Origin of the sequence: Streptomyces lusitanus (assembly GCF_042647945.1) — a bacterium.
Classification (GTDB): domain Bacteria; phylum Actinomycetota; class Actinomycetes; order Streptomycetales; family Streptomycetaceae; genus Streptomyces; species Streptomyces pseudogriseolus.
Genome location: NZ_JBHRWL010000015.1, coordinates 358,289 through 380,045 on the forward strand (window position 1 = coordinate 358,289; position 21,757 = coordinate 380,045).

Below are 21,757 nucleotides of genomic sequence, written 5' to 3' on the forward strand. Positions count from 1 at the left end.
ACGGCCGTGCCCCGCCGACTCATGGCCGCGTGTCGCCGATCACCCGTACAGCGCGTTCGATCTCCGCCCCGGACAGGTCCGCCCGGGCGGTCAGTCTGAGCCGTGAGATGCCGTCGGGCACGGAAGGAGGACGGAAGCAGCCCACGGACAGACCGGCCGCCCGGCAGTCGGCCGCCCAACGCACCGCCTGCTCCGGGGAGGGAGCGCGCACGGAGACGACCGCGGCGTCCGGACGCACCGCTTCCAGACCCGCGGCCGTCAGCCGGGCGTGCAGCTCGCGCGCGACCTCGGAGGCCCGCGCCGCACGCCCGGGTTCGCGCCGCAGCAGCCGCAGCGCCGCCAGGGCCGCGCCCGCGGACGCGGGGGCCAGACCGGTGTCGAAGATGAACGTCCGCGCCGCGTTGACCAGATGGGCGATCACCCGGCCCGGACCCAGCACCGCACCGCCCTGGCTGCCGAGCGACTTGGACAGCGTCACCGTCACGACGACGTCCTCCGCGCCCGCGATCCCCGCCGCGTGCGGGGCGCCCCGGCCGCCGTCGCCGAGCACGCCGAGCCCGTGCGCGTCGTCGAGCACCAGGCCCGCGCCGTGCTCCCGGCACGCCTCGGCCAGCGCGGCGAGCGGCGCCGCGTCGCCGTCCACCGAGAACACGGTGTCCGACACCGCCACCGCGGGACCCTCGTGCCCGTCCAGCGCCTTGCGCACGGCGTCCGGGTCGCGGTGCGCCACCACCTGCGTGGCGCCCCGGGCCAGCCGGCAGCCGTCGATCAGCGAGGCGTGGTTGCCCGCGTCGGAGACGATCAGCGAGCCGTGCGGGGCGAGGGCGGTGACGGCCGCGAGGTTGGCCGCGTAGCCGGAGGAGAGGACCAGGGCGGCCTCGAAGCCGCAGAAGTCGGCGAGTTCGCGTTCGAGTTCGGCGTGCAGCTCGGTGGTGCCGGTGACCAGCCGGGAGCCCGTCGCGCCGCCGCCCCAGGTGCGGGCCGCCCGCACGGCCCCCTCGGTGACCTCGGGATGGCGGGCGAGACCCAGGTAGTCGTTGCTCGCCAGGTCGAGGAGCGGCGTGTCGGCCGGCCGGGGGCGCAGGGTGCGGACGAGCCCGGCGCGGCGGCGCAGTTCCGCCTGCTCGTCGATCCAGCCGAACGCCATGGGTCCTCCGCGGAATTTGTAGGCAGTGCACAGACATTAGCGGCAGGGCGCCCGCGCCACGGTGTGGTGATACCCACACCGCCGTACGGCTCTGTTGTACGAACTCTCCTTGGCCAGGACGGGCCCGGTAGGACAGGATCGGCTCTCATGGACCTGCTGAACACGCTGGTGGACAAGGGGCTTCGGCGCGAGACGCCGACACGGGCCGAGGCGCTGGCCGTCCTCGCGACGACCGACGACGAGCTGCTCGAGGTGGTGGCGGCGGCCGGGAAGGTGCGCCGGCACTGGTTCGGCCGCCGGGTGAAACTCAACTATCTGGTCAACCTCAAGTCCGGGCTGTGCCCCGAGGACTGCTCCTACTGCTCCCAGCGGCTCGGCTCCAAGGCGGACATCCTCAAGTACACGTGGCTGAAGCCGGACGAGGCGTCCCGGGCGGCCGCCGCGGGGCTGGCCGGCGGGGCGAAGCGGGTGTGCCTGGTGGCGAGCGGCCGCGGACCCACGGACCGGGACGTGGACCGGGTGTCCGACACCATCAAGGCGATCAAGGAGCAGAACGAGGACGTCGAGGTGTGCGCCTGTCTGGGCCTGCTCTCCGACGGGCAGGCGGAGCGGCTGCGCGAGGCGGGCGCGGACGCCTACAACCACAACCTCAACACGTCCGAGTCGACGTACGGCGAGATCACGACCACGCACACCTACGCCGACCGGGTCGACACGGTGCGCAAGGCGCACGCGGCCGGGCTGTCCGCCTGCTCCGGGCTGATCGCGGGCATGGGCGAGACCGACGAGGACCTGGTCGACGTGGTGTTCTCGCTGCGTGAGCTGGACCCGGACTCGGTGCCGGTCAACTTCCTGATCCCGTTCGAGGGCACCCCGCTCGCCAAGGAGTGGAACCTGACGCCGCAGCGCTGCCTGCGCATCCTGGCGATGGTGCGGTTCGTCTGCCCGGACGTCGAGGTGCGGATCGCCGGCGGCCGTGAGGTGCATCTGCGCACGATGCAGCCGCTCGCGCTGCACCTGGCCAACTCGATCTTCCTGGGCGACTACCTCACCAGCGAGGGCCAGGCCGGCAAGGCGGACCTGGAGATGATCGCGGACGCCGGCTTCGAGGTGGAGGGCGCCGGGGAGGTCACCCTGCCCGAGCACCGGGCGGCCGGCGGCTGCGGCGCGCACGCGGGCGGCGGGGCGTGCGGCTCGCACGACGGCGGCGGCTGCGGGTCCCACGACGGCGCCGACGGCTGCGGCGCGCACGCGGGCGGCGGTGTCTGCGGGACGGCCCCCGCCTCCGCGCCCGCCCCCGCCGACGAGCCGCGTCCCGACCTGGTGGCCGTGCGCCGCCGGGGCGCCGGAACGGACCTCGCGCCCAATGCCTGAGCCCGACACGTCCGTCGCCGCGCTGCTGGAGCTCGACCGGCGCCATGTGTGGCATCCGTACGGGCCCATGCCGGGGCGTCAGGAACCGCTCGTCGTCGCGTCGGCGAGCGGGGTGCGGCTGACCCTCGCCGACGGCTCGGGCGAGCTGGTCGACGGCATGTCGTCCTGGTGGTCGGCGATCCACGGCTACAACCACCCGGTGCTGAACGAGGCCGCCCGCGACCAGCTGGACCGGATGAGTCACGTGATGTTCGGCGGGCTCACGCACGAGCCCGCCGTACGGCTGGCGAAGCTCCTTGTCGACATGTCTCCTGATGGTCTGGAGCATGTGTTCCTGGCCGACTCCGGGTCGGTGTCGGTCGAGGTCGCGGTCAAGATGTGCCTCCAGTACTGGCGTTCGCTGGGCCGTCCGGAGAAGCGGAGGCTGCTGACCTGGCGGGGCGGCTACCACGGCGACACCTGGCACCCGATGTCGGTGTGCGACCCGGAGGGCGGGATGCACGACCTGTGGTCCGGGGTGCTGCCGCGCCAGGTCTTCGCCGACGCCCCGCCCGGCCCGTACGAGGAGGCGTACGCGGACCGTCTGCGGGAGCTGATCGGGCGGCACGCGCATGAGCTGGCCGCGGTGATCGTGGAGCCGGTGGTGCAGGGCGCGGGCGGGATGCGGTTCCACTCCCCCGCGTATCTGCGGGTGCTGCGTGAGGCGTGCGACGCGCACGACGTGCTGCTGGTGTTCGACGAGATCGCGACCGGGTTCGGGCGCACGGGCGCGCTGTTCGCGGCGGAGCACGCGGCCGTCTCGCCGGACGTGATGTGCGTGGGCAAGGCCCTGACCGGCGGTTATCTCACGATGGCGGCGACGCTGTGCTCCTCGCGCGTGGCCGAGGGCATCTCGCGCGGCGAGGTGCCGGTGCTGGCGCACGGGCCGACCTTCATGGGCAACCCCTTGGCGGCGGCCGTGGCCTGCGCCTCCGTGGAGCTGCTGCTCGGCCAGGACTGGCGCGCGGAGGTCAAGCGCGTCGAGTCCGGGCTGCGGGAGGGGCTGGCCGAGGCCGCCGCCCTGCCCGGCGTGCGGGACGTACGGGTGCTGGGCGCGATCGGCGTCGTCCAGCTCGACCACGACGTCGACCTGGCCGCGGCCACCCGGGCGGCGGTGCGGGAGGGCGTCTGGCTGCGGCCGTTCCGCGACCTGGTGTACACGATGCCGCCGTACGTCACGGGCGACGCGGACGTCGCGCGGATCGCCCGCGCGGTGTGCGCGGCGGCGAAGGAGGGATGACATGCCGGTGCTGGTGGTGACGGGCACGAACACCGAGGTCGGCAAGACGGTCGTGACGGCCGCGGTCGCCGCGACGGCGCTGGCGGGCGGCCGGTCGGTGGCGGTGCTCAAGGCCGCGCAGACGGGTGTCGGTCCGGACGAGCCGGGGGACGCGGCGGAGGTCGCGCGGCTCGCCGGGGCGGTCACGGCGGACGAACTGGCCCGCTATCCCGAGCCGCTGGCCCCCGCGACGGCGGCCCGCCGGGCCGGGCGGGCGCCCGTGCATCCGCACGAGATCGCCGAGCGGGCCGCCAAGCTGGCCACCGAGCACGACCTGGTGCTGGTGGAGGGCGCGGGCGGCCTGCTGGTCCGGTTCGACGCCGCGGGCGGGACGCTGGCGGACGCGGCGGACCTGCTGCGCGCTCCGGTCCTGGTGGTGGCGTCCGCGGGGCTCGGCACCCTCAACGCCACGGAGCTGACGGTACGGGAGCTGCGCGGGCGGGGTCTCGACCCGGCGGGGGTGGTGATCGGCAGCTGGCCGGAGTGCCCGGGGCTCGCGGACCGCTGCAACCTGCTGGACCTGCCGGACGTCACCGGGGTGCCGCTGCTGGGCGCGGTTCCCGAGGGCGCGGGACGCCTGGACCCGCCCGCCTTCCGGGCCGCCGCCCCGCACTGGCTGGCGCCCCGGCTGGAGGGCGTCTGGGACGCGGAGGCCTTCCGCACGCGCGAGGCGCCGGCCCGCGCGCGGTGATTCGCCGGGCGGGCCGACGGGGAGAATCGCCGTAGGCCCGACCCGGGGAGGTCCCCATGCAGTTGCGGTCCACCCGCTCCGCGCAGGCGGTGCGGGATCCCGTCCACCACCCGGTCTTCGCCCGCTGGTACGCCCGCTTCAGCGTCGCCGCCGAGAGCCGCGCGGGGATGGCGGACGTACGGCGCAGACTGCTCGGCGGCCTGTCCGGGCGGGTGATCGAGATCGGTGCGGGCAACGGCCTGAACTTCGCCCACTACCCGGGCACGGTCTCGGAGGTCGTCGCCATGGAGCCGGAGCGGGCGCTGCGCGCGCTGGCCGTGGAGGCGGCGCTGCGGGCGGACGTGCCGGTGGACGTGGCGCCGGGGGTGGCGGAGGCGCTGCCGGTGAAGAGCGAGGCGTTCGACGCGGCGGTGCTGTCGCTGGTGCTGTGCAGCGTGCGGGACGTGCCGCGGGCGCTCGCGGAGGCGCGGCGGGTGCTGCGGCCCGGCGGCGAGCTGCGGTTCTTCGAGCACGGCCTGGGCGGCGGACGCGTCATGCACGCCACCCAGCGGGCCCTGGACCGGACGCTGTGGCCGCCGCTGGCGGGCGGCTGCCATCTGTCCCGGGACCCGGTCGCGGCGCTGCGGGAGGCGGGCTTCGAGCTGGGCCCCTACCGGCGCATGACGATTCCCGAGAACGGGCCCGCGCTGCCGCAGTCGTTCTGCGTCATCGGCACCGCGTGGCGGCCCGTCGGGGACGCGGGCGCCGGCGGCGGGTGATCAGGCGCATCGGGAGCACCAGTCATTTCGGGCGTATCAGGCGCACCAGCGGCGCAGTTCGGCCGCGATGGTGTCGACGTCCGCGTCGCCCGTCTTGACCAGGCGGGCCAGGTCGCGCACCTGCTCGGGCGAGATCACGACCTTCAGGCCGCTGGCGACCAGGTAGGCGTACGCGACGGCGGAGGCGAACAGCGCGTTGGAGCGCTCCAGCGCGGGGACGTGGATCAGCAGCTGGAGCAGCGCGGCGGCACGGCTGTGCGGGGTGTCGTAGACGGGGACGTCGAATATCTCGGCGTCGTGCCGGGCGACGGCGGCGATCAGGGCGCCCCAGTCGGTGACCTGGGGGTCGCCGGGGGTCTGCTGCTCGGCGAGCATGAGCAGCCAGGCGAGGTCGATGCGTACGTGGTCCAAGGGTCAGCGGCGGCCTTCCCGGGTGCCCTCGGTGTCCCTGCCGAACTCCTCGGCGAAGACGCTCTCGTACTGCTTCATGAAGTCGGCGGCGGCCTCGACGAAGGCGCGCCCGGCCTCGCCGGTGTCCTGCCGGACGAGTTCCTCGATGTAGCGGTTGACGCTGATGCCTCGCGCCAGGGCACGCTCCCGGGCCGCGCGGGCGGTGCCCTCGTCCACGCGCACGTTCAGCTGAGTCTTCGCCATACCCCGAAGCTAGCGCCGGGACGCTAGCAGCGGCAAGCGCACGGCTCCGCGGGCTTATGTGCCCCTTACATCGGCCTCCGGGACCCGGCACTCACGGGGGATGTTCCGGACGGACCGGTACGCCTTACCCTCGGCGCGACATGCTCGACCCGGCTGTTCACCGGAGGAGGCGGCCTTGTCCACACCCGCTGCGGAGCACGCCCCCGGCCTCGCGTCGGCCGACGGAACCGCGGCCCGCGCCCGCGGGCTGACCAAGGCGTACGGCTCGGGCGAGACGGCGGTGATCGCCCTGGACGCGGTGGACGTGGACATCACGCGCGGTCGTTTCACCGCGGTGATGGGTCCTTCGGGGTCCGGCAAGTCCACGCTGATGCACTGTCTGGCCGGGCTCGACACGGTCTCCGCCGGTCAGGTGTGGCTCGGCGACACGGAGATCACCGGGCTGAAGGACCGTGAGCTGACCCGCCTGCGGCGGGACCGCGTCGGTTTCATGTTCCAGTCGTTCAACCTCATCCCCACGCTGAACGCCCGCGAGAACATCACCCTGCCCATGGACATCGCCGGGCGGAAACCCGACGAGGCGTGGCTGGACCAGGTCATCGACACGCTGGGCCTGCGGGACCGGCTCAAGCACCGGCCCGCGCAGCTGTCGGGCGGCCAGCAGCAGCGGGTGGCCTGCGCGCGGGCCCTGGCCTCCCGGCCGGAACTGATCTTCGCCGACGAACCGACCGGCAACCTCGACTCCCGGGCCGGCCTCGAGGTTCTGGGCTTCCTGCGGGAAGCCGTGGACCGGCTGGGCCAGACGGTGGTCATGGTCACCCACGACCCCGGTGCCGCCGCCCACTCCGACCTGGTCCTGTTCCTGGCGGACGGCCGCATCGTGGACGAGACGCACCGCCCTACGGCGGAGTCGGTCCTGGAGCGCATGAAACGGTTCGACGTCGCTCGCGCGACACCCCGTCCCCCGGCGCCGCGGGACGGGGAGGCGGGCGGTACGCCGGGCGGCGGGGTCGGCGGCGGGGAGGGCTGACGTCGTGTTGAAGGCGACCCTGCGGAGCTTTCTCGCGCACAAGGGGCGGCTGTTGCTGTCCGCCCTCGCCGTCGTGCTGTCCGTCGCGTTCGTCGCGGGCAGTCTGATCTTCTCCGACACCGTCAGCCGTACCTTCGACCGGCTGTTCGCCTCCAGTTCCGCCGATGTGACGGTGCAGCCGCGGGAGGACCTGGAGGCCGCGGTGCCGACCGGCGCCGTGGCCACGGTGCCCGCCGGGCTCGCCCGGCGGCTCGGCGGCGTCGAGGGCGTGGCGTCGGCCCACCCGGACGTCGAGGTGGAGAACGTCACCGTCGTCGACGACCGCAACGAGTCGGTGGGCCCGACGACCGGCGCCCCGACCCTCGCCGTGGACTGGCACGTCACCGAGCGCAGCGTGGTCGAGCTGACCTCCGGCCGCACCCCGCGCGGGGACGGCGAGGCCGTGCTGGACGCGGACACCGCGGACGCCAAGGGCGTGGAGATCGGCGACACGCTGACGGTGCAGGCGCAGCCCGGTTCGTTCGCCGTCGAGGTGGTCGGGATCGCCACCTTCACCACCACCAACCCGGGCGCGGCCCTGGTGTTCCTGGAGCCCGAGGTGGCCGCCACCCGGCTGCTGGGCACGGCGGACCGGGCCACCAGCGTCTCCGTCGAGGCGGCGCCGGGCGTGCCCGACGCGGAGCTGAAGCGCCGGATCACGGCGGAACTCGGCGCCGGCGGCTACGAGATCCGGACGGCGGACGAGGTGGCCGAGACGGCCTCCGAGGAACTGGGCTCGTTCCTCGACGTCATCAAGTACGCGATGCTGGGATTCGCGGGGATCGCCGTGCTCGTCGGCGTGTTCCTGATCGTCAACACCTTCTCGATGCTGATCGCGCAGCGCACCCGCGAGCTGGGGCTGCTGCGGGCGCTCGGCGCGGACCGGCGGCAGGTGCGGCGGTCGGTGCTCACCGAGGCGGTGCTGCTGGGTCTGGCCGGCTCGACGGTGGGTCTGGCGGCCGGGGTGGGGCTGGCGTTCGGGCTGATCGGGCTGATGAGCGCGTTCGGCATGAATCTGAAGACGACCGAGATGGTCGTCGGCTGGGCCACGCCCGTCTCCGCGTACGTCGTGGGCGTGGGCGTCACCTTCGTCGCCGCGTACCTCCCGGCCCGTCGCGCCGCGTCCGTGTCCCCGATGGCCGCGCTGGCCGACGCTGAGGTGACCGGCGTGGGCCGGCCGCTGCGGGCCCGCGCGGTGGCCGGAGGCGTCGTCGGCGCGCTCGGCGCGGCGGCGCTGCTGGGCTGCGTCCTGTCCGGGGACACGGCGACGGCGGCGTCCCTGCTGGGGCTCGGGGTGGTGCTCACCCTGGTCGCGACCGTCGTCGCGGGCCCGCTGCTGGTGCGGCCGGTGATCCGGGTGCTGGGCGCGGCCTTCCCCGCGGTGTTCGGCGCGGTGGGCCGGATGAGCCAGCGCAACGCCCTGCGCAACCCGCGCCGTACCGGGGCGACGGCCGCCGCGCTGATGGTGGGGCTGGCCCTGGTGGGCGGTCTGTCCGTGGCCAGCGCGTCGATGTCCCGGTCCTTCGACGAGCAGATCGACAAGACGCTGGGCGCGGACTTCGTCGTCCAGAACGCCAACTTCATGCCGTTCCCGGCGGAGATCACCGACCGGGTGCGGGACACCGAGGGCGTGGGCCTGGTCGTACGGCAGCGGTTCGCGCCGGTGGCGGTGCGGCTGCCGGACGGCGAACGGATCGAGACCACCGCCGCGGGGTACGACGACGGCGTCGACGACGTCGCCCGGGTGACGTACGCCGAGGGCGGCACGGCGGCCGCGCTGGCCGACGGCGGTCTCGCCATGGACGCGGGGTTCGCCGCCGAGCACGGCGTACGCCGGGGCGACCGGGTGCCGCTCGAGTTCCCCGGCGGGCGCCGCGCCGAGTTCACGGTGGCCGCCCTGACCGACATGGAGGGCGGCGAGGGGTTCGGGATGCGCGGCGGGCTGTTCCTCGGCATCGCGGCCGTGGAGGAGTACGTGCCGGGCGGCCAGGACTCCACGCTGTACGTCAACGCGGCGGCCGGGACCTCCCCGGACGAGCTGCGCGACCGGCTGGAGGCGGCGCTCGACCCGTACCCGCAGGTGCGGGCGCGGGACCAGGCCGACTACAAGGAGCTGGTGCACGACCAGATCGCCGTGCTGCTGTACCTGGTGTACGCCCTTCTGGGTCTTGCGATCGTGATCGCGGTGCTGGGCGTGGTCAACACCCTGGCGCTGTCGGTGGTGGAGCGCACAAGGGAGATCGGCCTGCTGCGGGCGATCGGGCTCGGCCGGCGGCAGCTGCGGCGCATGATCCGGCTGGAGTCGGTGGTGATCGCGGTGTTCGGCGCGGTGCTGGGGCTCGGGCTGGGGCTGCTGTGGGGCGTGTGCATCCAGCAGGTGCTGGCCCTGGAGGGCATGACCGCGTTCGCCGTCCCGTGGGGCACGGTCGTGGCGGTGGTCGTCGGATCGGCGGCGGTGGGCGTGGCGGCGGCCCTGCTGCCGGCGCTGCGGGCGTCACGGATGAACGTGCTGGAGGCGATCACCCACGAATGAGCCGGCCTCGCCGGCAAGCCGGCTCGCGGGTGAGCGGCCCCCGCGGGCGGGCCGACCCGCCGGTGAGCCGGCCCGTCGGTAAGCGTCCCGGGGCGGGCCGTCCCCGGGGAGGCGGCCCGGCACCAAGGCCTCCCGCCGGTGCGCCAACCCGCGAGCGTTCCGTCCCGCCACTGCGCCGCCTCGCAAGCGGGCCGGCCGGTCAGTGCGCCGCCTCGCCACGCACCACCCACAGGTGAAGCGTTCCGTGGGTGGATCGCCCCCAGTGAGCCGGCCCGACAGTGTGCCGACCAGCGGTCGAGCTGCCCCGCGAGTGGGCCGACCCGGCAGTGCACAGCATCGCCATGCGCCGCCCACCAGCGAGCCCTCCGGGGGCTCCCCGAGAGGGCCGACCCGGCAGCGACCCGACCCGCCGGAAAGCCGCCCCGCAAACGTCCCGTTGCCGCGGTGAGTGGCCCCCAAGCCGGCCGTCCCGCAAGCACGCCGCCGCTCCGCGAGTCGGGCCGGCCCACTCCGGCAAGCCCTCCCGGATCGGGCCGATCCGCCAGTAGGCCATCCCGCCGGTGCGCCGCCCCGCGAGTGGGCCGGCCCTCCAGCCGCCGCCACCTCCGCGAGTGGGCCATCCCGTCGGCGGGCCTGCCTGCCGGCCGGCGCGTGACGCGGCCCGGTGGTCAGTCGCCCGGCAGGGAGCCGTCCCGGGGCGGAGCCGGCCGGGCAGGGAGCCGTCTTTCGGGAGTGGGCCGTGCCCGCGAGTGGGGCGGCGCCGCCGGGCGGCACTTCCGTGGGTCGGCCGGCCCGCGTGCGGGACGGCCCCTGGTCCGCATCCTGGAATTCCGCGCTCACGCCCCCGCCGCCGTGCTGGGATCGGCACCATGAGTGAACTCCACAGCGAACTGCGGACCCGCGCCGCGGGGTCCGGCGACCTCGATGCCGTGCTGGCCTTCTGGAAGACGTCCGCCGAGGGCACCAGCATCAGTGACGACCGGGACGGTGTGGAGCGGCTGGTCGCGCGCGACCCCGAGGCGCTGATCCTCGCCGAGCGGGGCGGTGAGCTGGTCGGCACGGTGATCGCGGGCTTCGACGGCTGGCGGTGCCATCTGTACCGCCTGGCGGTGCACCCGGACCACCGTCGGCAGGGCATCGCCACGGCCCTGCTGGCCGCCGCAGAGGAGCGGTTCGTGGCGCTCGGCGGGCGCCGCGCGGACGCGATGGTGCTCCAGCGCAACGAGACCGCCCATCATGCCTGGGGCGCGGCGGGGTATGCGCCGGAGGAGCGCTGGCGGCGCTGGGTGAAGCCCCTGACCGGGTGATCCGCGGCCCGCCGGCCGCCCCTGGTCCGTCCTCCACCCGGTGAGGGCCCTCCGGCCCTCCGTGAAAGGTCGTGTCACCGCCCGTGGCCCCGCCTCCGGTTGCCGACACCGCGCGTACGGCCCCGCCGTGCCCGACGATGGGACGGAGGTGACCCGATGACCGAAGTGCTCCTCCTGCTGGCGGCGATCGCGCTGTCGCTCCTGTGCGGGGCGTTCGTGGCGGCCGAGTTCTCCCTCACCACGGTCGAGCGGGCCGAGCTGGAACGGGCGGTGGAGCGCGGCGAGCGGGGGGCCGCCGGCGCGCTCGAGGCCGTCCGCAGCCTGACCTTCCAGCTCTCAGGCGCCCAGCTCGGCATCACCGTCACCAACCTGGTGGTCGGCATGCTCGCGGAGCCGTCGATCGCCGCGCTGATCAGAGGCCCGCTGCGAGACCTGGGCGCCTCGGACTCGCTGGCCCGCTCGCTGGCGCTGGTGATCGGCACGGGCCTGTCGACGGTGTTCCTGATGGTGGTCGGCGAGCTGGTGCCGAAGAACTGGGCGATCTCCGCACCGCTGGCGGTCGCCCGTCGGGTGGGCAACGCCCAGCGCTTCTTCAGCGCCGCCTTCCGCCCGTTCATCACCCATCTGAACAACTCGGCCAACCGGATGGTGCGCCGGATCGGGCTGGAGCCGGCCGAGGAGCTGGAGTCCGCGCGCAGCCCGCAGGAGCTGGCGGCGCTGGCCCGGCACTCCGCCAAGAAGGGCGCGCTGGAGCCGGACACGGCGGAGCTGTTCGTCCGCACGCTGAACCTCGCCGACCTGACGGCGGAGAACGTGATGACGCCCCGCGTCCAGGTCATCGCCCTGGAGGAGAGCGCGACCTGTGAGGACGTGGCCACCGTGACGCGCGCGACCGGGCTGTCCCGGTTCCCTGTTTACCGCGAGACGCTGGACCGGGTGGTCGGCACCGCGCATGTGAAGGACGTGCTTGCGCTGCCCGCCGGGCGCCGTCCCGAGGTGCCGGTGTCGGAGCTGATGCGCGAGCCGCTGCTGGTGCCCGGGTCGCTGACCGTCGACCGGCTGCTGGACCGGCTGTCGGGCCGCCGCACCATGGCCGTGGTCATCGACGAGTACGGCGGCACGGCCGGGGTGGCCACCCTGGAGGACATCGTGGAGGAGGTCGTGGGCGAGGTCCGCGACGAGCACGACCCGCACGAGACGCCCGACCTGGCCCGGGCCGGCGCCGACGAGGAGGGCCGCACGCTGTTCTCCGCCGACGGCTCCGCGCGCCTGGACCAGCTGGCCCGGGTCGGACTGCGCGCCCCGGAGGGGCCGTACGAGACGCTGGCCGGGCTGGTGGCCGCGGAGCTGGGCCGGATACCGGAGAACGGGGACGCCGTCGAGGTGGCCGGCTGGCGGCTGGAGGTCGCGGACGCGTCGGGCCGCCGCGCGGCGCGCGTACTGCTGCGGGCGCCGCGCGAGGACGACGGACCGGCCACGCGGCCGGACGGTGACAGGTCCGCGTCCGCCGACACCGACCCGGGGGCCCGCCGATGACCGCCGTGCAGTTGCTGATCGGCCTGGCCACCCTGGTCGCCAACGCCTTCTTCGTCGGCGCGGAGTTTGCCCTGATCTCCGTGCGCCGCAGCCAGATCGAGCCGTACGCCGAGGAGGGCGACCGGCGCGCCAAGCGGGTGCTGTGGGGGCTGGAGCACGTGTCCGCCCTGCTGGCGGCGGCACAGCTGGGCATCACGCTGTGCACCCTGGTCCTCGGCATCGTCGCCGAGCCGGCCATCGCCCATCTGCTGGAACCGGTGTTCCACGCGGTGGGCGTTCCCGAGGGCGCCGGGCACGCGGTGTCGTTCGTGATCGCGTTGGCCCTCGCCACGTATCTGCACATGCTGCTCGGCGAGATGGTGCCGAAGAACATCGCGCTCGCCGAGCCGGTGCGCAGCGCCCTGCTGCTGGGCCCGCCGCTGGTGGCGCTGTCCCGGGCGCTGCGCCCGGTGATCTTCACGGTGAACGCCTTCGCGAACACGCTGCTGCGGCTGCTGCGGGTGGAGACGCGCGACGAGGTGGCCGCGTCCTTCTCGGACGCGGAGCTGGCGCAGATCGTGAAGGACTCCGGCGAGGCGGGCCTGATCGACGACCGGGCCCGTGAGCGGCTGCACGACGCCCTGGAGCTGGGCCGGCGTCCGGTGCGGGACGTGGTCCTGCCGCTGGAGCGGGTGGTCTACGCGCGCGTGGGCGTCACACCGGAGGAGCTGGAGGGGCTGTCGGCGCAGTCCGGCTTCTCCCGGTTCCCGGTGGTGGACGAGCAGCGCCGGATCGTGGGCTACCTGCACGTCAAGGACGCCCTGGACGCCTCGCCGCGGGACACGCCGTTCCGGCTGCGGGACATGCGGTCGATCGCACGGATCCGGGAGAGCACGCCGATGGACGACGTGCTCACCGCGATGCGGCGCAGCCGTACGCATCTGGCGGCCGTGCTCGGCTCGGACGGGCGGCTGGCGGGGCTGGTGACGATGGAGGACGTGCTGCGGGAGCTGTTCGGGCAGCGGGCCTGAGCGGCTCATTCCCCCGGAGGGAAGGCCGGGGGACGCCCGGAGGGAAGGTGACCGACCGCCGGGTATGTGCCAGGGGCTACCATTTACGTCGCCATGCAGACGAACCCCGCCTCCAGCGCCCCCGCGTACACCAGCCTCGTCGCTCTGGGCGACTCCTTCACCGAAGGCATGTCGGACCGGCTGCCCGACGGCACCTACCGCGGCTGGGCCGACCTGCTCGCCGCCCGGATGGCGGCCGTCACGCCCGGCTTCCGGTACGCCAATCTCGCGGTGCGCGGCAAGCTGATCCAGCAGATCGTCGACGAGCAGGTGGACCGGGCGGCGGCCATGGGGGCCGACGTGATCACCCTGGTCGGCGGCCTGAACGACACCCTGCGCCCGAAGTGCGACATGAACCGGGTGCGGGACCTGCTCACCGAGGCCGTGGAGCGGCTGGCCCCGCACTGCAAGCAGCTGGTGCTGATGCGCAGCCCGGGCCGCCAGGGACCGGTGCTGGAGCGCTTCCGCCCCCGCATGGAGGCGCTGTTCGCCTGCGTCGACGAGCTCGCCGCCCGGCACGACGCGCTGGTGGTCGACCTGTACGGGGCGCCCGCGCTCGGCGACCCCCGGCTGTGGGACGTGGACCGGCTGCACCTGACCGGGGAAGGACACCGCAGGGTCGCGGAAGCGGTGTGGCAGACGCTCGGCCACCCGGCGGAGGACCCGGAGTGGCATCTGCCCCCGGAGGCCACGCTGCCGCCGCACTGGGCGGCGCGGCGCGTCGAGGACGTCCGGTTCGCGCGCCGGCACCTGCTGCCGTGGATCGGCCGCCGGCTCACCGGCCGCTCCTCGGGCGACGGCCTGCCGCCCAAGCGTCCCGAGCTGCTGCCGTTCGAGACGGCGTGACCGTCCGTTCGTACGTTCCTCCAGGTCACCCCGTGGCGCGGGCCTGCACGAATCGCCAGTAGACTCCCTGTACGTGACTGCTGCGCCCGCCAAGCCCCGTATCCCGAACGTCCTCGCCGGACGCTACGCCTCCGCCGAGCTCGCCACGCTCTGGTCGCCCGAGCAGAAGGTGAGGCTCGAGCGGCAGCTCTGGCTCGCCGTGCTGCGGGCGCAGAAGGATCTCGGGATCGAGGTGCCCGACACGGCGATCGCCGACTACGAGCGGGTCCTCGACACCGTGGACCTGGCCTCCATCGCCGAGCGCGAGAAGGTCACCCGGCACGACGTGAAGGCGCGGATCGAGGAGTTCAACGACCTCGCCGGGCACGAGCACGTGCACAAGGGCATGACCTCCCGCGACCTCACCGAGAACGTCGAGCAGCTGCAGATCCGGCTCTCGCTGGAGCTGATGCGCGACCGCGCGGTGGCCGTGCTGGCCCGCCTCGGCAAGCTGGCCGGGGAGTACGGCGAGCTGGTGATGGCCGGCCGCTCGCACAACGTGGCGGCGCAGGCCACCACCCTCGGCAAGCGGTTCGCGACCGCCGCCGACGAGCTGCTGGTGGCGTACGGGCGGCTCGAGGAGCTGCTGGGCCGCTACCCGCTGCGCGGCGTCAAGGGCCCGGTCGGCACGGCGCAGGACATGCTGGACCTGCTCGGCGGGGACGCCGCCAAGCTGGCCGAGCTGGAGAACCGGATCGCCGGCCACCTCGGCTTCTCCCAGGCGTTCACGTCCGTCGGCCAGGTCTACCCGCGCTCCCTGGACTACGAGGTCGTCACCGCGCTGGTGCAGCTGGCCGCCGCCCCGTCGTCGCTGGCGAAGACGATCCGGCTGATGGCCGGGCACGAGCTGGTCACCGAGGGCTTCAAGCCGGGCCAGGTCGGCTCGTCCGCGATGCCGCACAAGATGAACACGCGCTCCTGCGAGCGGGTCAACGGCCTGATGGTCGTCCTGCGCGGCTACGCCTCGATGACGGGCGAGCTGGCGGGCGACCAGTGGAACGAGGGCGACGTGTCCTGCTCGGTGGTGCGCCGGGTCGCGCTGCCGGACGCGTTCTTCGCGCTGGACGGGCTGCTGGAGACGTTCCTGACGGTGCTCGACGAGTTCGGCGCCTTCCCGGCCGTCGTGGCCCGCGAGCTGGACCGTTACCTGCCGTTCCTCGCCACCACCAAGGTGCTGATGGGCGCGGTCCGCGCGGGCGTCGGCCGTGAGGTCGCGCACGAGGCGATCAAGGAGAACGCCGTCGCCACCGCGCTCGCCATGCGGGAGCAGGGCGCCGAGCGCAACGACCTGCTCGACAAGCTCGCCGCCGACGACCGGCTGCCGCTCGGCCGCGCCGAGCTGGAGGCGCTGATGGCGGACAAGCTGTCCTTCACGGGCGCCGCGAGCGACCAGGTCGCCACCGTGGTCGCCCGCATCGACGCGATCGTGAAGCAGCACCCGGAGGCCGCCGGCTACACCCCCGGGGCGATCCTCTGAGGCGCTTCACCCAGCAGGAGTTGGAGGCCGCCCGCGACCGCCTCGTGCCGGACGTGGTCGCGGACGGTCTGCGGGTGCTGTTCTGCGGCATCAACCCGGGCCTGATGACGGCCGCCACGGGCCACCACTTCGCCCGCCCCGGCAACCGCTTCTGGCCCGCGCTGCACCGCTCCGGCTTCACCCCGCGCCTGCTGCCGCCGTCGGAGCAGCACGAACTGCTGTCGTACGGGCTCGGCATCACCAACGTGGTGGCGCGGGCGACCGCGCGGGCCGACGAGCTGACCGCCGAGGAGTACCGGCAGGGCGGGCGGGAGCTGGCCGTGAAGGTGGCCCGGCTGCGTCCGCGCCGGCTGGCGGTGCTCGGGGTGACCGCGTACCGCGTGGCGTTCGACGACCGTACGGCCAAGGTGGGACCACAGGTGCGGACCATCGGCGAGTCCCGGGTGTGGGTGCTGCCCAATCCCAGCGGGCTGAACGCGCACTGGACGCCGGCGGCGCTCGCGGAGGAGTTCGCGCGGCTGCGGGAGGCGGCGGAGCGGGACTGACGGGAGTCCGAGGGGCTCGCGGGTCCTAGGGCGGCGCCGTCTCCGTGACCACGGCCAGCAGCTGCACCATGTCCGCCGCGTCCCGGTCGGCGAGCGCGACCGCGACCCAGCGGCCGGTCCCCCGCACCTCCCACAGCCAGGCCAGGTCCGCGAGGTGACTGAGCCAGGCCCACGGCTCGGGTATCTCCTCCCGCTCCGTGCGCAGTTCCACCGTCCGCAGGTTGTACGGGTCGGAGTCGCCCCAGCGGGAGGCGAGCAGTTCGTACACCGCGTCGCGGCCCTTCTCGAACTGGTCCACCGTCACCGCCCAGCCCGCCGGATCGGCGTCCGGGCGGTCACCGGACTCCAGCACGGCGACATGGTGGCCCGGACCCGAGAAGCCGACGTCCGACGGGCCGTGCTCCGCCGGGAAGGGCCGGAAGCACAGTTCGTCGATGAGCGCGATGTGCCGGGCGAGGTTCATGGCTCCAGTAAACCCGTCGCCACTGACAGTTGGCGGCGTGTCAGCCGGCCGGGCCTCAGGCGTCCTGACGGCGCAGCCGCCACGCCCCGGCCAGCAGGGCCGCGGCCGTCCAGCACGCGGTGACGGCAAGTCCCGTCCAGGGGCCGAGCGTTCCGTCGACCCGACCGTGCAGCACCGTCTGTCCCGCGCGGTCCGGCATGAAGTCGGCGACCGTCCCGAGCGCGTCGCCGATCACGAACGACACGATCAGGATGAACGGGATCAGCACCGACAGGGTGGCCACCCCGCTGCGCAGCAGCGTCGCCAGTCCGGCCGCGAACAGCGCCATGAGCGTGAGGTAGACGGCGCCGCCGAGCACTCCGCGGACCTGGTCGGCGGTGGTCAGGCCGTCGGCCGCGGAGCCGAGTCCGGCCAGGCCCGTGAGCAGCGCCGCGAGGCAGGTCACCAGGGCCACGGCCAGCACGACGGCGGCGATCGCGGCCGCCTTGGCGGCGAACCACAGCCCGCGTCGCGGGACCGCCGTCAGCGACAGCCGTACGGCGGCGCCCTCGCGGTACTCCGCGGACACGGCCAGGGAGCCGAAGGTGAGGGCGGCGATCTGACCGAGGGTGGTGCCGGACAGGGCCGCGAACAGCGGGTCGGCGCCCGGGTCCTCGGGGTCCAGGCCGGCCAGCGCGGAGAACGCGGTGGTCACCGCGAACAGCACGAACAGGGTGGCGAGCAGCGAGCGGACGGTGCGGATCTTCAGCCACTCGGAGCGGAAGACGGGGGCGAAGTGCACGTCAGGCCTCCTGGGGCTGGGTGGCGAACTCGGTCTCGGCGGCGGTCAGGTCCAGGTAGGCCTGCTCCAGGGTGCCCTGGTCGGCGGTGAGTTCGAGGAGCGGCACCCCCTCGGCGGAGGCGAGGCGACCGATGTCGTCCACGCGCGCGTCGGGCACGGCCCAGTGGCCGTCGGGGTGGCGCACCGCCCGGTGGCCGTGGCGGGCCAGGGCGTTCTCCAGCGCGTCGGGGTCGGAGGTGCGGACCCGTACGGCGGGCCGTACGCGCGCGTCCACGAACTCCCGCATCGGGGTGTCGGCCAGCAGCCGGCCCCGGCCGAGGACGACGAGGTGGTCGGCGAACGCGGCGGTCTCGTGCATCAGATGACTGGACACCAGCACGGTCCGCCCCTCGTCCGCGAGCCGGCGCAGCAGGCCTCGGATCCACACGATGCCCTCCGGGTCGAGGCCGTTGGACGGCTCGTCGAGCATCACCGCCTCCGGGTCGCCCAGCAGCGCGGCGGCGATGCCGAGACGCTGCCGCATGCCGAGCGAGTACGTCCGCACCCGGCGGCGGGCCGCCGGGCCCAGCCCGGTCTCCTCCAGCACCTCGTCCACGCGGCGGTCCGGGATGCGGTGGGTCGCCGCCAGGACGCGCAGATGGTCGCGGCCGGTGCGGGAGCCGAGCGCGGCGCCGGCGTCGAGCAACGCGCCCATCCGGCGCAGGGGGTCACGCAGGGACGCGTACGGCCGGCCGCCGAGGGTGGCGGAGCCGGAGGTGGGGTGGTCCAGGCCGAGCACCAGGCGCATGGTGGTGGACTTCCCCGCCCCGTTGGGGCCGAGGAAGCCGGTCACACGGCCGGGCGGCACGGTGAAGGTGAGGTGGTCGACGGCTCGTCCTGTGCCGTACTCCTTGGTGAGGTCGCGGACGTCGATGCTGGTCATGGCAGCAGCGTGGCGGACCGTGCCCCTGCGGGGCCTCCCCCGCGGGCGGGCTGTTCCTCCCCCGTGCGGGGGAGTTCGCTGTCGGTGCCGGGTGACACCATGACGGGATGGTTCGGCTGCTGCGCCCGCTGGTCCGCGGGAGGACGTACACACGGCTGTTGCACATGTGGGTGCCGGTGGCCGGGGTCAGCGTGTGGCTGTGGATCGAGCCGGGGCTGCCCTGGGTGCCGCTGCTGGTGCTGGTGCCGCTGGGGCTGCTGCCGCGGGTGCGGGAGGCCGAGGTGATGCAGGCGAGGTTGCTGCTCACTCCGGACGAGGCGGACCCGGACTTCGCCACGCGTCCGGCCACGGCCTGGCGGGACCGCCGGCGGACCGTGCTGTGGCTGGAGTTCCGCACGCTGCTCGGCGGGGTCGTCGCGTACGCCACGGTCTGGCTGCCCATCATCGCGTACGCGCTGGCCGCGCGGACGGTGGGGCACGAGACCGAGGACCTGGCTCAGGTCACGGGTCCTCCGAACTGGGTGTTCGGCCTGCTGGCCCCGCTGCCGCTCGTCGCGCTGTACGCGCTCGTGGCCGGCGGCGGCGCTGTCCTCACCGCAGTCGCGCGCCGGCTGCTCGGCCCGTCGGTCGCCGAGCGTCTCGCGGCCGTCGAGGAGCGCACCGAGCAGCTGCTGGAGCGCACCCGCATCGCGCGCGAGCTGCACGACTCCATCGGTCACGCGCTGACCGTGGCGGTCGTGCAGGCGGGGGCCGCCCGCGCGGCGAACAGCCCGGAGTTCACCGCACGCGCCCTCACGGCCATCGAGGAGACCGGCCGGGCCGCCCTGGAGGACCTGGAGCGGGTGCTGGGCGTGCTGCGCGAGTCGGAGCGGCCCGCGAGCGCCCGGCCGACGCTCACCGACGCCGACCGGCTGCTGGAGTCCGCGCGGGCCTCCGGGGCGGCGGTCGACGCCGAGGTCACGGGGCCGCTGGCGGCCCTGCCCGGCCCCGTCTCCCGCGAGGGCTACCGCATCCTCCAGGAGGCCCTGACCAACGTGCTGCGGCACGCGGGCGCGGTGCCCGCCCGGGTCCGGGTGACCGCCGGCGACGGCCTGCTGACCCTCGACGTACGCAATCCGCTGCCGGACGAGCGGCCCGCCCCCGGCCGGGGCAGCGGCCTGCGCGGGATACGCGAGCGGGCGGCGCTGCTCGGCGGACGGGCGGACACCGGCCCGGACGGCGACGGCGACTGGCAGGTGCGGGTCGAACTGCCGCTGGGCTGATCCACGCTGTGCTGATCTACGCTGGCCGCATGCCGGTCAGAGTGCTCCTCGTCGACGACGAACCCCTGGTGCGCGCGGGACTGCGGGCCGTGCTGGAGGCGCAGCCGGACATCGAGGTCGCCGGGGAGGCGGCCGACGGGGCGGCGGTGATCCCGCTGGTGCGGCAACTGCGGCCGGACGTGGTCGCCATGGACGTCCGGATGCCGCTGCTGGACGGCATCGAGGCCACGCGCGCGGTGCTGCGGACGGTGCCCGACCCGCCGAAGATCCTGGTCGTGACGACCTTCGAGAACGACGAGTACGTGTACGAGGCGCTGCGCGCCGGGGCCGACGGGTTCCTGCTGAAGCGGGCCCGGCCCGCGGAGATCGTGCACGCGGTGCGGCTGATCGCCGAGGGCGAGTCCCTGCTGTTCCCCGCCTCCGTACGGCAGTTGGCGGCGGAGTACGGCGACGGCGGCGGCAACCGCGCGGCGCGCGCCGCGCTGGACCGCGCCCGGCTGACCGAACGGGAGGGCGAGGTGCTGCGGCTGATGGCGCGGGGCCTGTCGAACGCCGAGATCGCCGCGCGGCTGGTGGTCGGCACGGAGACAGTGAAGTCGCACGTGAGCGCGGTCCTGGCGAAGCTGGGCGCACGGGACCGCACGCAGGCGGTGATCACGGCGTACGAGTCGGGGTTCGTGGCGCCGGGCTGAGGGGGTGGGCCTGGTGCGGGGTGGCCGCCCGGTGGTCGCCGGGGGGTGGCCTGACGAGTACGATCCGCGCAACACGCGTACGAGCTGGGAGGACGGACGGTGGGGCGGCTGACCGGCGGGGATCCCTCGCTGCTGCGGAGGATCAACTCCGCGGTGGTGCTGCACGCGTTGCGGGCCACGGACTGCGCGACGCTGACCGAGGTGACCCGGGTGACGGGGCTGTCCCGGCCGACCGTCGAGGGCGTCGTGGAGGGGCTGATCGAGGCCGGCCTGGTCGTGGAGGCGGCGGCCGACGAGGGCGCGGCGCGGCGTCAGGGCCGCCCGGCCCGGCGGTTCCGCTTCCGGGCGGAGGCGGGGCATCTGCTGGGCCTGGAGATCGGCGTGCACCGGGTGGCCGCGCTGCTGGCCGATCTGGACGGCCGGGTGATCGGCGCGCAGGTGCGGGACGTGGACGAGACGGTCGACGCCGACGAACGCCTCGACCGGCTGCGGACGGCGGTCGCGGAGCTGCTGCGGCGGGCCGGGGTGCCGCGCGGCTCGCTGCGGGCGGTCGGTGTGGGCACCCCCGGGATCGTCGACGCGGACGGCACGGTGCGGCTGGGCACGGCGCTGCCCGGCTGGACGGGGCTGGGTCTCGGCGAGCGGCTGGGCCGCTCCTTCAAGTGCCCGGTGCTGGTGGAGAACGACGCCAACGCGGCGGTGGTCGCGGAGCACTGGAAGGGCTCGGCGAAGGACCGCGACGACGTGGTGTTCGTGATGGCGGGGCTGAGCCCGGGGGCCGGTTCGCTGATCGGCGGGCGGCTGCACCGCGGGTACGGCGGCGCGGCCGGCGAGATCGGCGCGCTGCATCTGCTGGGGCGTGAGGCGACGCCGGAGACGCTGCTGTCGACCACGGACGAGCCGCTGCACCCGCTGGACGAGCAGGCCGTGGCCCAGGTGTTCGCGCAGGCGCGGCAGGGCGACCAGCGGGCGCTGGCGGCGATGGACAGGTTCATCCAGCGGCTGGTGCACGACGTGGCGGCGCTGGTGCTGGCGCTCGACCCGGAGCTGGTCGTCATCGGGGGCTGGGCGGCCGGTCTGGACGGGGTGCTGGAGCCGCTGCGCCGCGAGCTGGCCCGTTACTGCCTGCGCCCGCCGGAGGTCGCCCTGTCGCTGCTGGGCGAGGCGGCGGTGGCGACGGGCGCGGTGCGGCTGGCGCTCGACCATGTCGAGGAGCAGCTCTTCGCCGTGGAGGGCACGGTGACGGCCCGTCGCTGACGGGTACGCGCCGCGGGGCGGACCCCGCGGCGCGTCG

General features: G+C 74.6%; 21 protein-coding genes. 15 read left to right on the forward strand and 6 right to left on the reverse strand.

The features are described 5' to 3' along the window. Positions 1 to 19: 19 nt before the first annotated feature. Positions 20 to 1,147, reverse strand: a complete 1,128-nt coding sequence (locus ACFOSY_RS22485; protein ID WP_394309672.1) for an 8-amino-7-oxononanoate synthase — start codon at positions 1,145 to 1,147, stop codon at positions 20 to 22. A 147-nt stretch (positions 1,148 to 1,294) separates the two neighbouring features. Between ACFOSY_RS22485 and bioB the strand changes: the two genes are divergently transcribed. From bioB to ACFOSY_RS22505, 4 genes are read left to right on the forward strand one after another with little or no spacing between them, the layout of a single operon-like run. Continuing rightward, positions 1,295 to 2,521: a biotin synthase BioB gene (gene bioB / locus ACFOSY_RS22490; RefSeq protein WP_394309673.1), complete on the forward strand. Its 1,227-nt coding sequence runs from the start codon at positions 1,295 to 1,297 to the stop codon at positions 2,519 to 2,521. Next, positions 2,514 to 3,800 (forward strand): adenosylmethionine--8-amino-7-oxononanoate transaminase, encoded by a 1,287-nt coding sequence (locus ACFOSY_RS22495; protein WP_394309674.1) that lies wholly within the window; start codon positions 2,514 to 2,516, stop codon positions 3,798 to 3,800. The genes bioB and ACFOSY_RS22495 overlap by 8 nt, the downstream gene beginning before the upstream one ends. 1 nt (position 3,801) lies before the next feature. Further along, a complete protein-coding gene (bioD, locus tag ACFOSY_RS22500) occupies positions 3,802 to 4,530 on the forward strand; it encodes a dethiobiotin synthase (protein ID WP_394309676.1) in 729 nt (242 codons plus the stop codon). A 56-nt stretch (positions 4,531 to 4,586) separates the two neighbouring features. Then, a complete protein-coding gene (locus tag ACFOSY_RS22505; protein ID WP_394309677.1) occupies positions 4,587 to 5,288 on the forward strand; it encodes a class I SAM-dependent methyltransferase in 702 nt (233 codons plus the stop codon). A gap of 36 nt (positions 5,289 to 5,324) precedes the next feature. Here ACFOSY_RS22505 and ACFOSY_RS22510 read toward each other — a convergent pair whose 3' ends face one another. After that, positions 5,325 to 5,699 (reverse strand): hypothetical protein, encoded by a 375-nt coding sequence (locus ACFOSY_RS22510; RefSeq protein ID WP_006135241.1) that lies wholly within the window; start codon positions 5,697 to 5,699, stop codon positions 5,325 to 5,327. Between the two features lie 3 nt (positions 5,700 to 5,702). Then, positions 5,703 to 5,942 (reverse strand): hypothetical protein, encoded by a 240-nt coding sequence (locus ACFOSY_RS22515; protein ID WP_006135242.1) that lies wholly within the window; start codon positions 5,940 to 5,942, stop codon positions 5,703 to 5,705. Between the two features lie 175 nt (positions 5,943 to 6,117). Here ACFOSY_RS22515 and ACFOSY_RS22520 point away from each other — a divergent pair, with 175 nt between their 5' ends. The 8 genes from ACFOSY_RS22520 (at position 6,118) to mug (ending at position 16,343) form a co-directional block, all read left to right on the forward strand. After that, a complete protein-coding gene (locus ACFOSY_RS22520) occupies positions 6,118 to 6,972 on the forward strand; it encodes an ABC transporter ATP-binding protein (protein WP_394309679.1) in 855 nt (284 codons plus the stop codon). 4 nt (positions 6,973 to 6,976) lie between these two features. Further along, positions 6,977 to 9,544 carry an ABC transporter permease gene (locus tag ACFOSY_RS22525; RefSeq protein ID WP_394309681.1) on the forward strand — a complete coding sequence of 856 codons (2,568 nt, stop codon included), beginning with the start codon at positions 6,977 to 6,979 and terminating at the stop codon, positions 9,542 to 9,544. A gap of 869 nt (positions 9,545 to 10,413) precedes the next feature. Then, positions 10,414 to 10,851: a GNAT family N-acetyltransferase gene (locus ACFOSY_RS22530; protein WP_394309682.1), complete on the forward strand. Its 438-nt coding sequence runs from the start codon at positions 10,414 to 10,416 to the stop codon at positions 10,849 to 10,851. A gap of 156 nt (positions 10,852 to 11,007) precedes the next feature. After that, positions 11,008 to 12,387, forward strand: a complete 1,380-nt coding sequence (locus ACFOSY_RS22535; protein WP_394309684.1) for a hemolysin family protein — start codon at positions 11,008 to 11,010, stop codon at positions 12,385 to 12,387. Next, complete coding sequence (locus ACFOSY_RS22540) at positions 12,384 to 13,397, forward strand: hemolysin family protein (RefSeq protein ID WP_394309686.1); 1,014 nt, start codon at positions 12,384 to 12,386, stop codon at positions 13,395 to 13,397. The genes ACFOSY_RS22535 and ACFOSY_RS22540 overlap by 4 nt, the downstream gene beginning before the upstream one ends. A 93-nt stretch (positions 13,398 to 13,490) precedes the next feature. After that, complete coding sequence (locus tag ACFOSY_RS22545) at positions 13,491 to 14,282, forward strand: SGNH/GDSL hydrolase family protein (RefSeq protein WP_394309688.1); 792 nt, start codon at positions 13,491 to 13,493, stop codon at positions 14,280 to 14,282. Between the two features lie 73 nt (positions 14,283 to 14,355). Next, entirely contained in the window at positions 14,356 to 15,798 is a 1,443-nt protein-coding gene (purB, locus tag ACFOSY_RS22550; RefSeq protein WP_394309690.1) for an adenylosuccinate lyase, read from the forward strand. A gap of 44 nt (positions 15,799 to 15,842) precedes the next feature. Further along, positions 15,843 to 16,343 (forward strand): G/U mismatch-specific DNA glycosylase, encoded by a 501-nt coding sequence (gene mug, locus ACFOSY_RS22555; RefSeq protein ID WP_394309894.1) that lies wholly within the window; start codon positions 15,843 to 15,845, stop codon positions 16,341 to 16,343. A gap of 25 nt (positions 16,344 to 16,368) precedes the next feature. On the opposite strand, the gene ACFOSY_RS22560 is transcribed toward mug, so the two are convergent. From ACFOSY_RS22560 to ACFOSY_RS22570, 3 genes are read right to left on the reverse strand one after another with little or no spacing between them, the layout of a single operon-like run. Continuing rightward, positions 16,369 to 16,806, reverse strand: a complete 438-nt coding sequence (locus tag ACFOSY_RS22560) for a hypothetical protein (protein WP_394309692.1) — start codon at positions 16,804 to 16,806, stop codon at positions 16,369 to 16,371. 55 nt (positions 16,807 to 16,861) lie between these two features. Then, a complete protein-coding gene (locus ACFOSY_RS22565) occupies positions 16,862 to 17,587 on the reverse strand; it encodes an ABC transporter permease (protein ID WP_394309694.1) in 726 nt (241 codons plus the stop codon). Between the two features lies 1 nt (position 17,588). Continuing rightward, positions 17,589 to 18,509, reverse strand: a complete 921-nt coding sequence (locus ACFOSY_RS22570; protein WP_394309695.1) for an ABC transporter ATP-binding protein — start codon at positions 18,507 to 18,509, stop codon at positions 17,589 to 17,591. Between the two features lie 107 nt (positions 18,510 to 18,616). Here ACFOSY_RS22570 and ACFOSY_RS22575 point away from each other — a divergent pair, with 107 nt between their 5' ends. The 3 genes from ACFOSY_RS22575 (at position 18,617) to ACFOSY_RS22585 (ending at position 21,720) form a co-directional block, all read left to right on the forward strand. Next, positions 18,617 to 19,771: a sensor histidine kinase gene (locus ACFOSY_RS22575; protein ID WP_394309697.1), complete on the forward strand. Its 1,155-nt coding sequence runs from the start codon at positions 18,617 to 18,619 to the stop codon at positions 19,769 to 19,771. A 29-nt stretch (positions 19,772 to 19,800) separates the two neighbouring features. Next, positions 19,801 to 20,463, forward strand: a complete 663-nt coding sequence (locus ACFOSY_RS22580) for a response regulator transcription factor (RefSeq protein WP_394309699.1) — start codon at positions 19,801 to 19,803, stop codon at positions 20,461 to 20,463. Positions 20,464 to 20,562: 99 nt separating this feature from the next. Then, a complete protein-coding gene (locus ACFOSY_RS22585; protein WP_394309701.1) occupies positions 20,563 to 21,720 on the forward strand; it encodes an ROK family transcriptional regulator in 1,158 nt (385 codons plus the stop codon). Positions 21,721 to 21,757: the final 37 nt, after the last annotated feature.

Excerpts from the sequence above, each read along its gene's own strand:
- ACFOSY_RS22485 (WP_394309672.1), bottom strand. The coding sequence starts at position 1,147 with ATGGCGTTCGGCTGGATCGACGAGCAGGCGGAACTGCGCCGCCGCGCC.
- bioB (WP_394309673.1), top strand. The coding sequence starts at position 1,295 with ATGGACCTGCTGAACACGCTGGTGGACAAGGGGCTTCGGCGCGAGACG.
- ACFOSY_RS22495 (WP_394309674.1), top strand. The coding sequence starts at position 2,514 with ATGCCTGAGCCCGACACGTCCGTCGCCGCGCTGCTGGAGCTCGACCGG.
- bioD (WP_394309676.1), top strand. The coding sequence starts at position 3,802 with ATGCCGGTGCTGGTGGTGACGGGCACGAACACCGAGGTCGGCAAGACG.
- ACFOSY_RS22505 (WP_394309677.1), top strand. The coding sequence starts at position 4,587 with ATGCAGTTGCGGTCCACCCGCTCCGCGCAGGCGGTGCGGGATCCCGTC.
- ACFOSY_RS22515 (WP_006135242.1), bottom strand. The coding sequence starts at position 5,942 with ATGGCGAAGACTCAGCTGAACGTGCGCGTGGACGAGGGCACCGCCCGC.
- ACFOSY_RS22530 (WP_394309682.1), top strand. The coding sequence starts at position 10,414 with ATGAGTGAACTCCACAGCGAACTGCGGACCCGCGCCGCGGGGTCCGGC.
- ACFOSY_RS22535 (WP_394309684.1), top strand. The coding sequence starts at position 11,008 with ATGACCGAAGTGCTCCTCCTGCTGGCGGCGATCGCGCTGTCGCTCCTG.
- ACFOSY_RS22540 (WP_394309686.1), top strand. The coding sequence starts at position 12,384 with ATGACCGCCGTGCAGTTGCTGATCGGCCTGGCCACCCTGGTCGCCAAC.
- ACFOSY_RS22545 (WP_394309688.1), top strand. The coding sequence starts at position 13,491 with ATGCAGACGAACCCCGCCTCCAGCGCCCCCGCGTACACCAGCCTCGTC.
- ACFOSY_RS22560 (WP_394309692.1), bottom strand. The coding sequence starts at position 16,806 with ATGAACCTCGCCCGGCACATCGCGCTCATCGACGAACTGTGCTTCCGG.
- ACFOSY_RS22570 (WP_394309695.1), bottom strand. The coding sequence starts at position 18,509 with ATGACCAGCATCGACGTCCGCGACCTCACCAAGGAGTACGGCACAGGA.
- ACFOSY_RS22575 (WP_394309697.1), top strand. The coding sequence starts at position 18,617 with ATGGTTCGGCTGCTGCGCCCGCTGGTCCGCGGGAGGACGTACACACGG.
- ACFOSY_RS22580 (WP_394309699.1), top strand. The coding sequence starts at position 19,801 with ATGCCGGTCAGAGTGCTCCTCGTCGACGACGAACCCCTGGTGCGCGCG.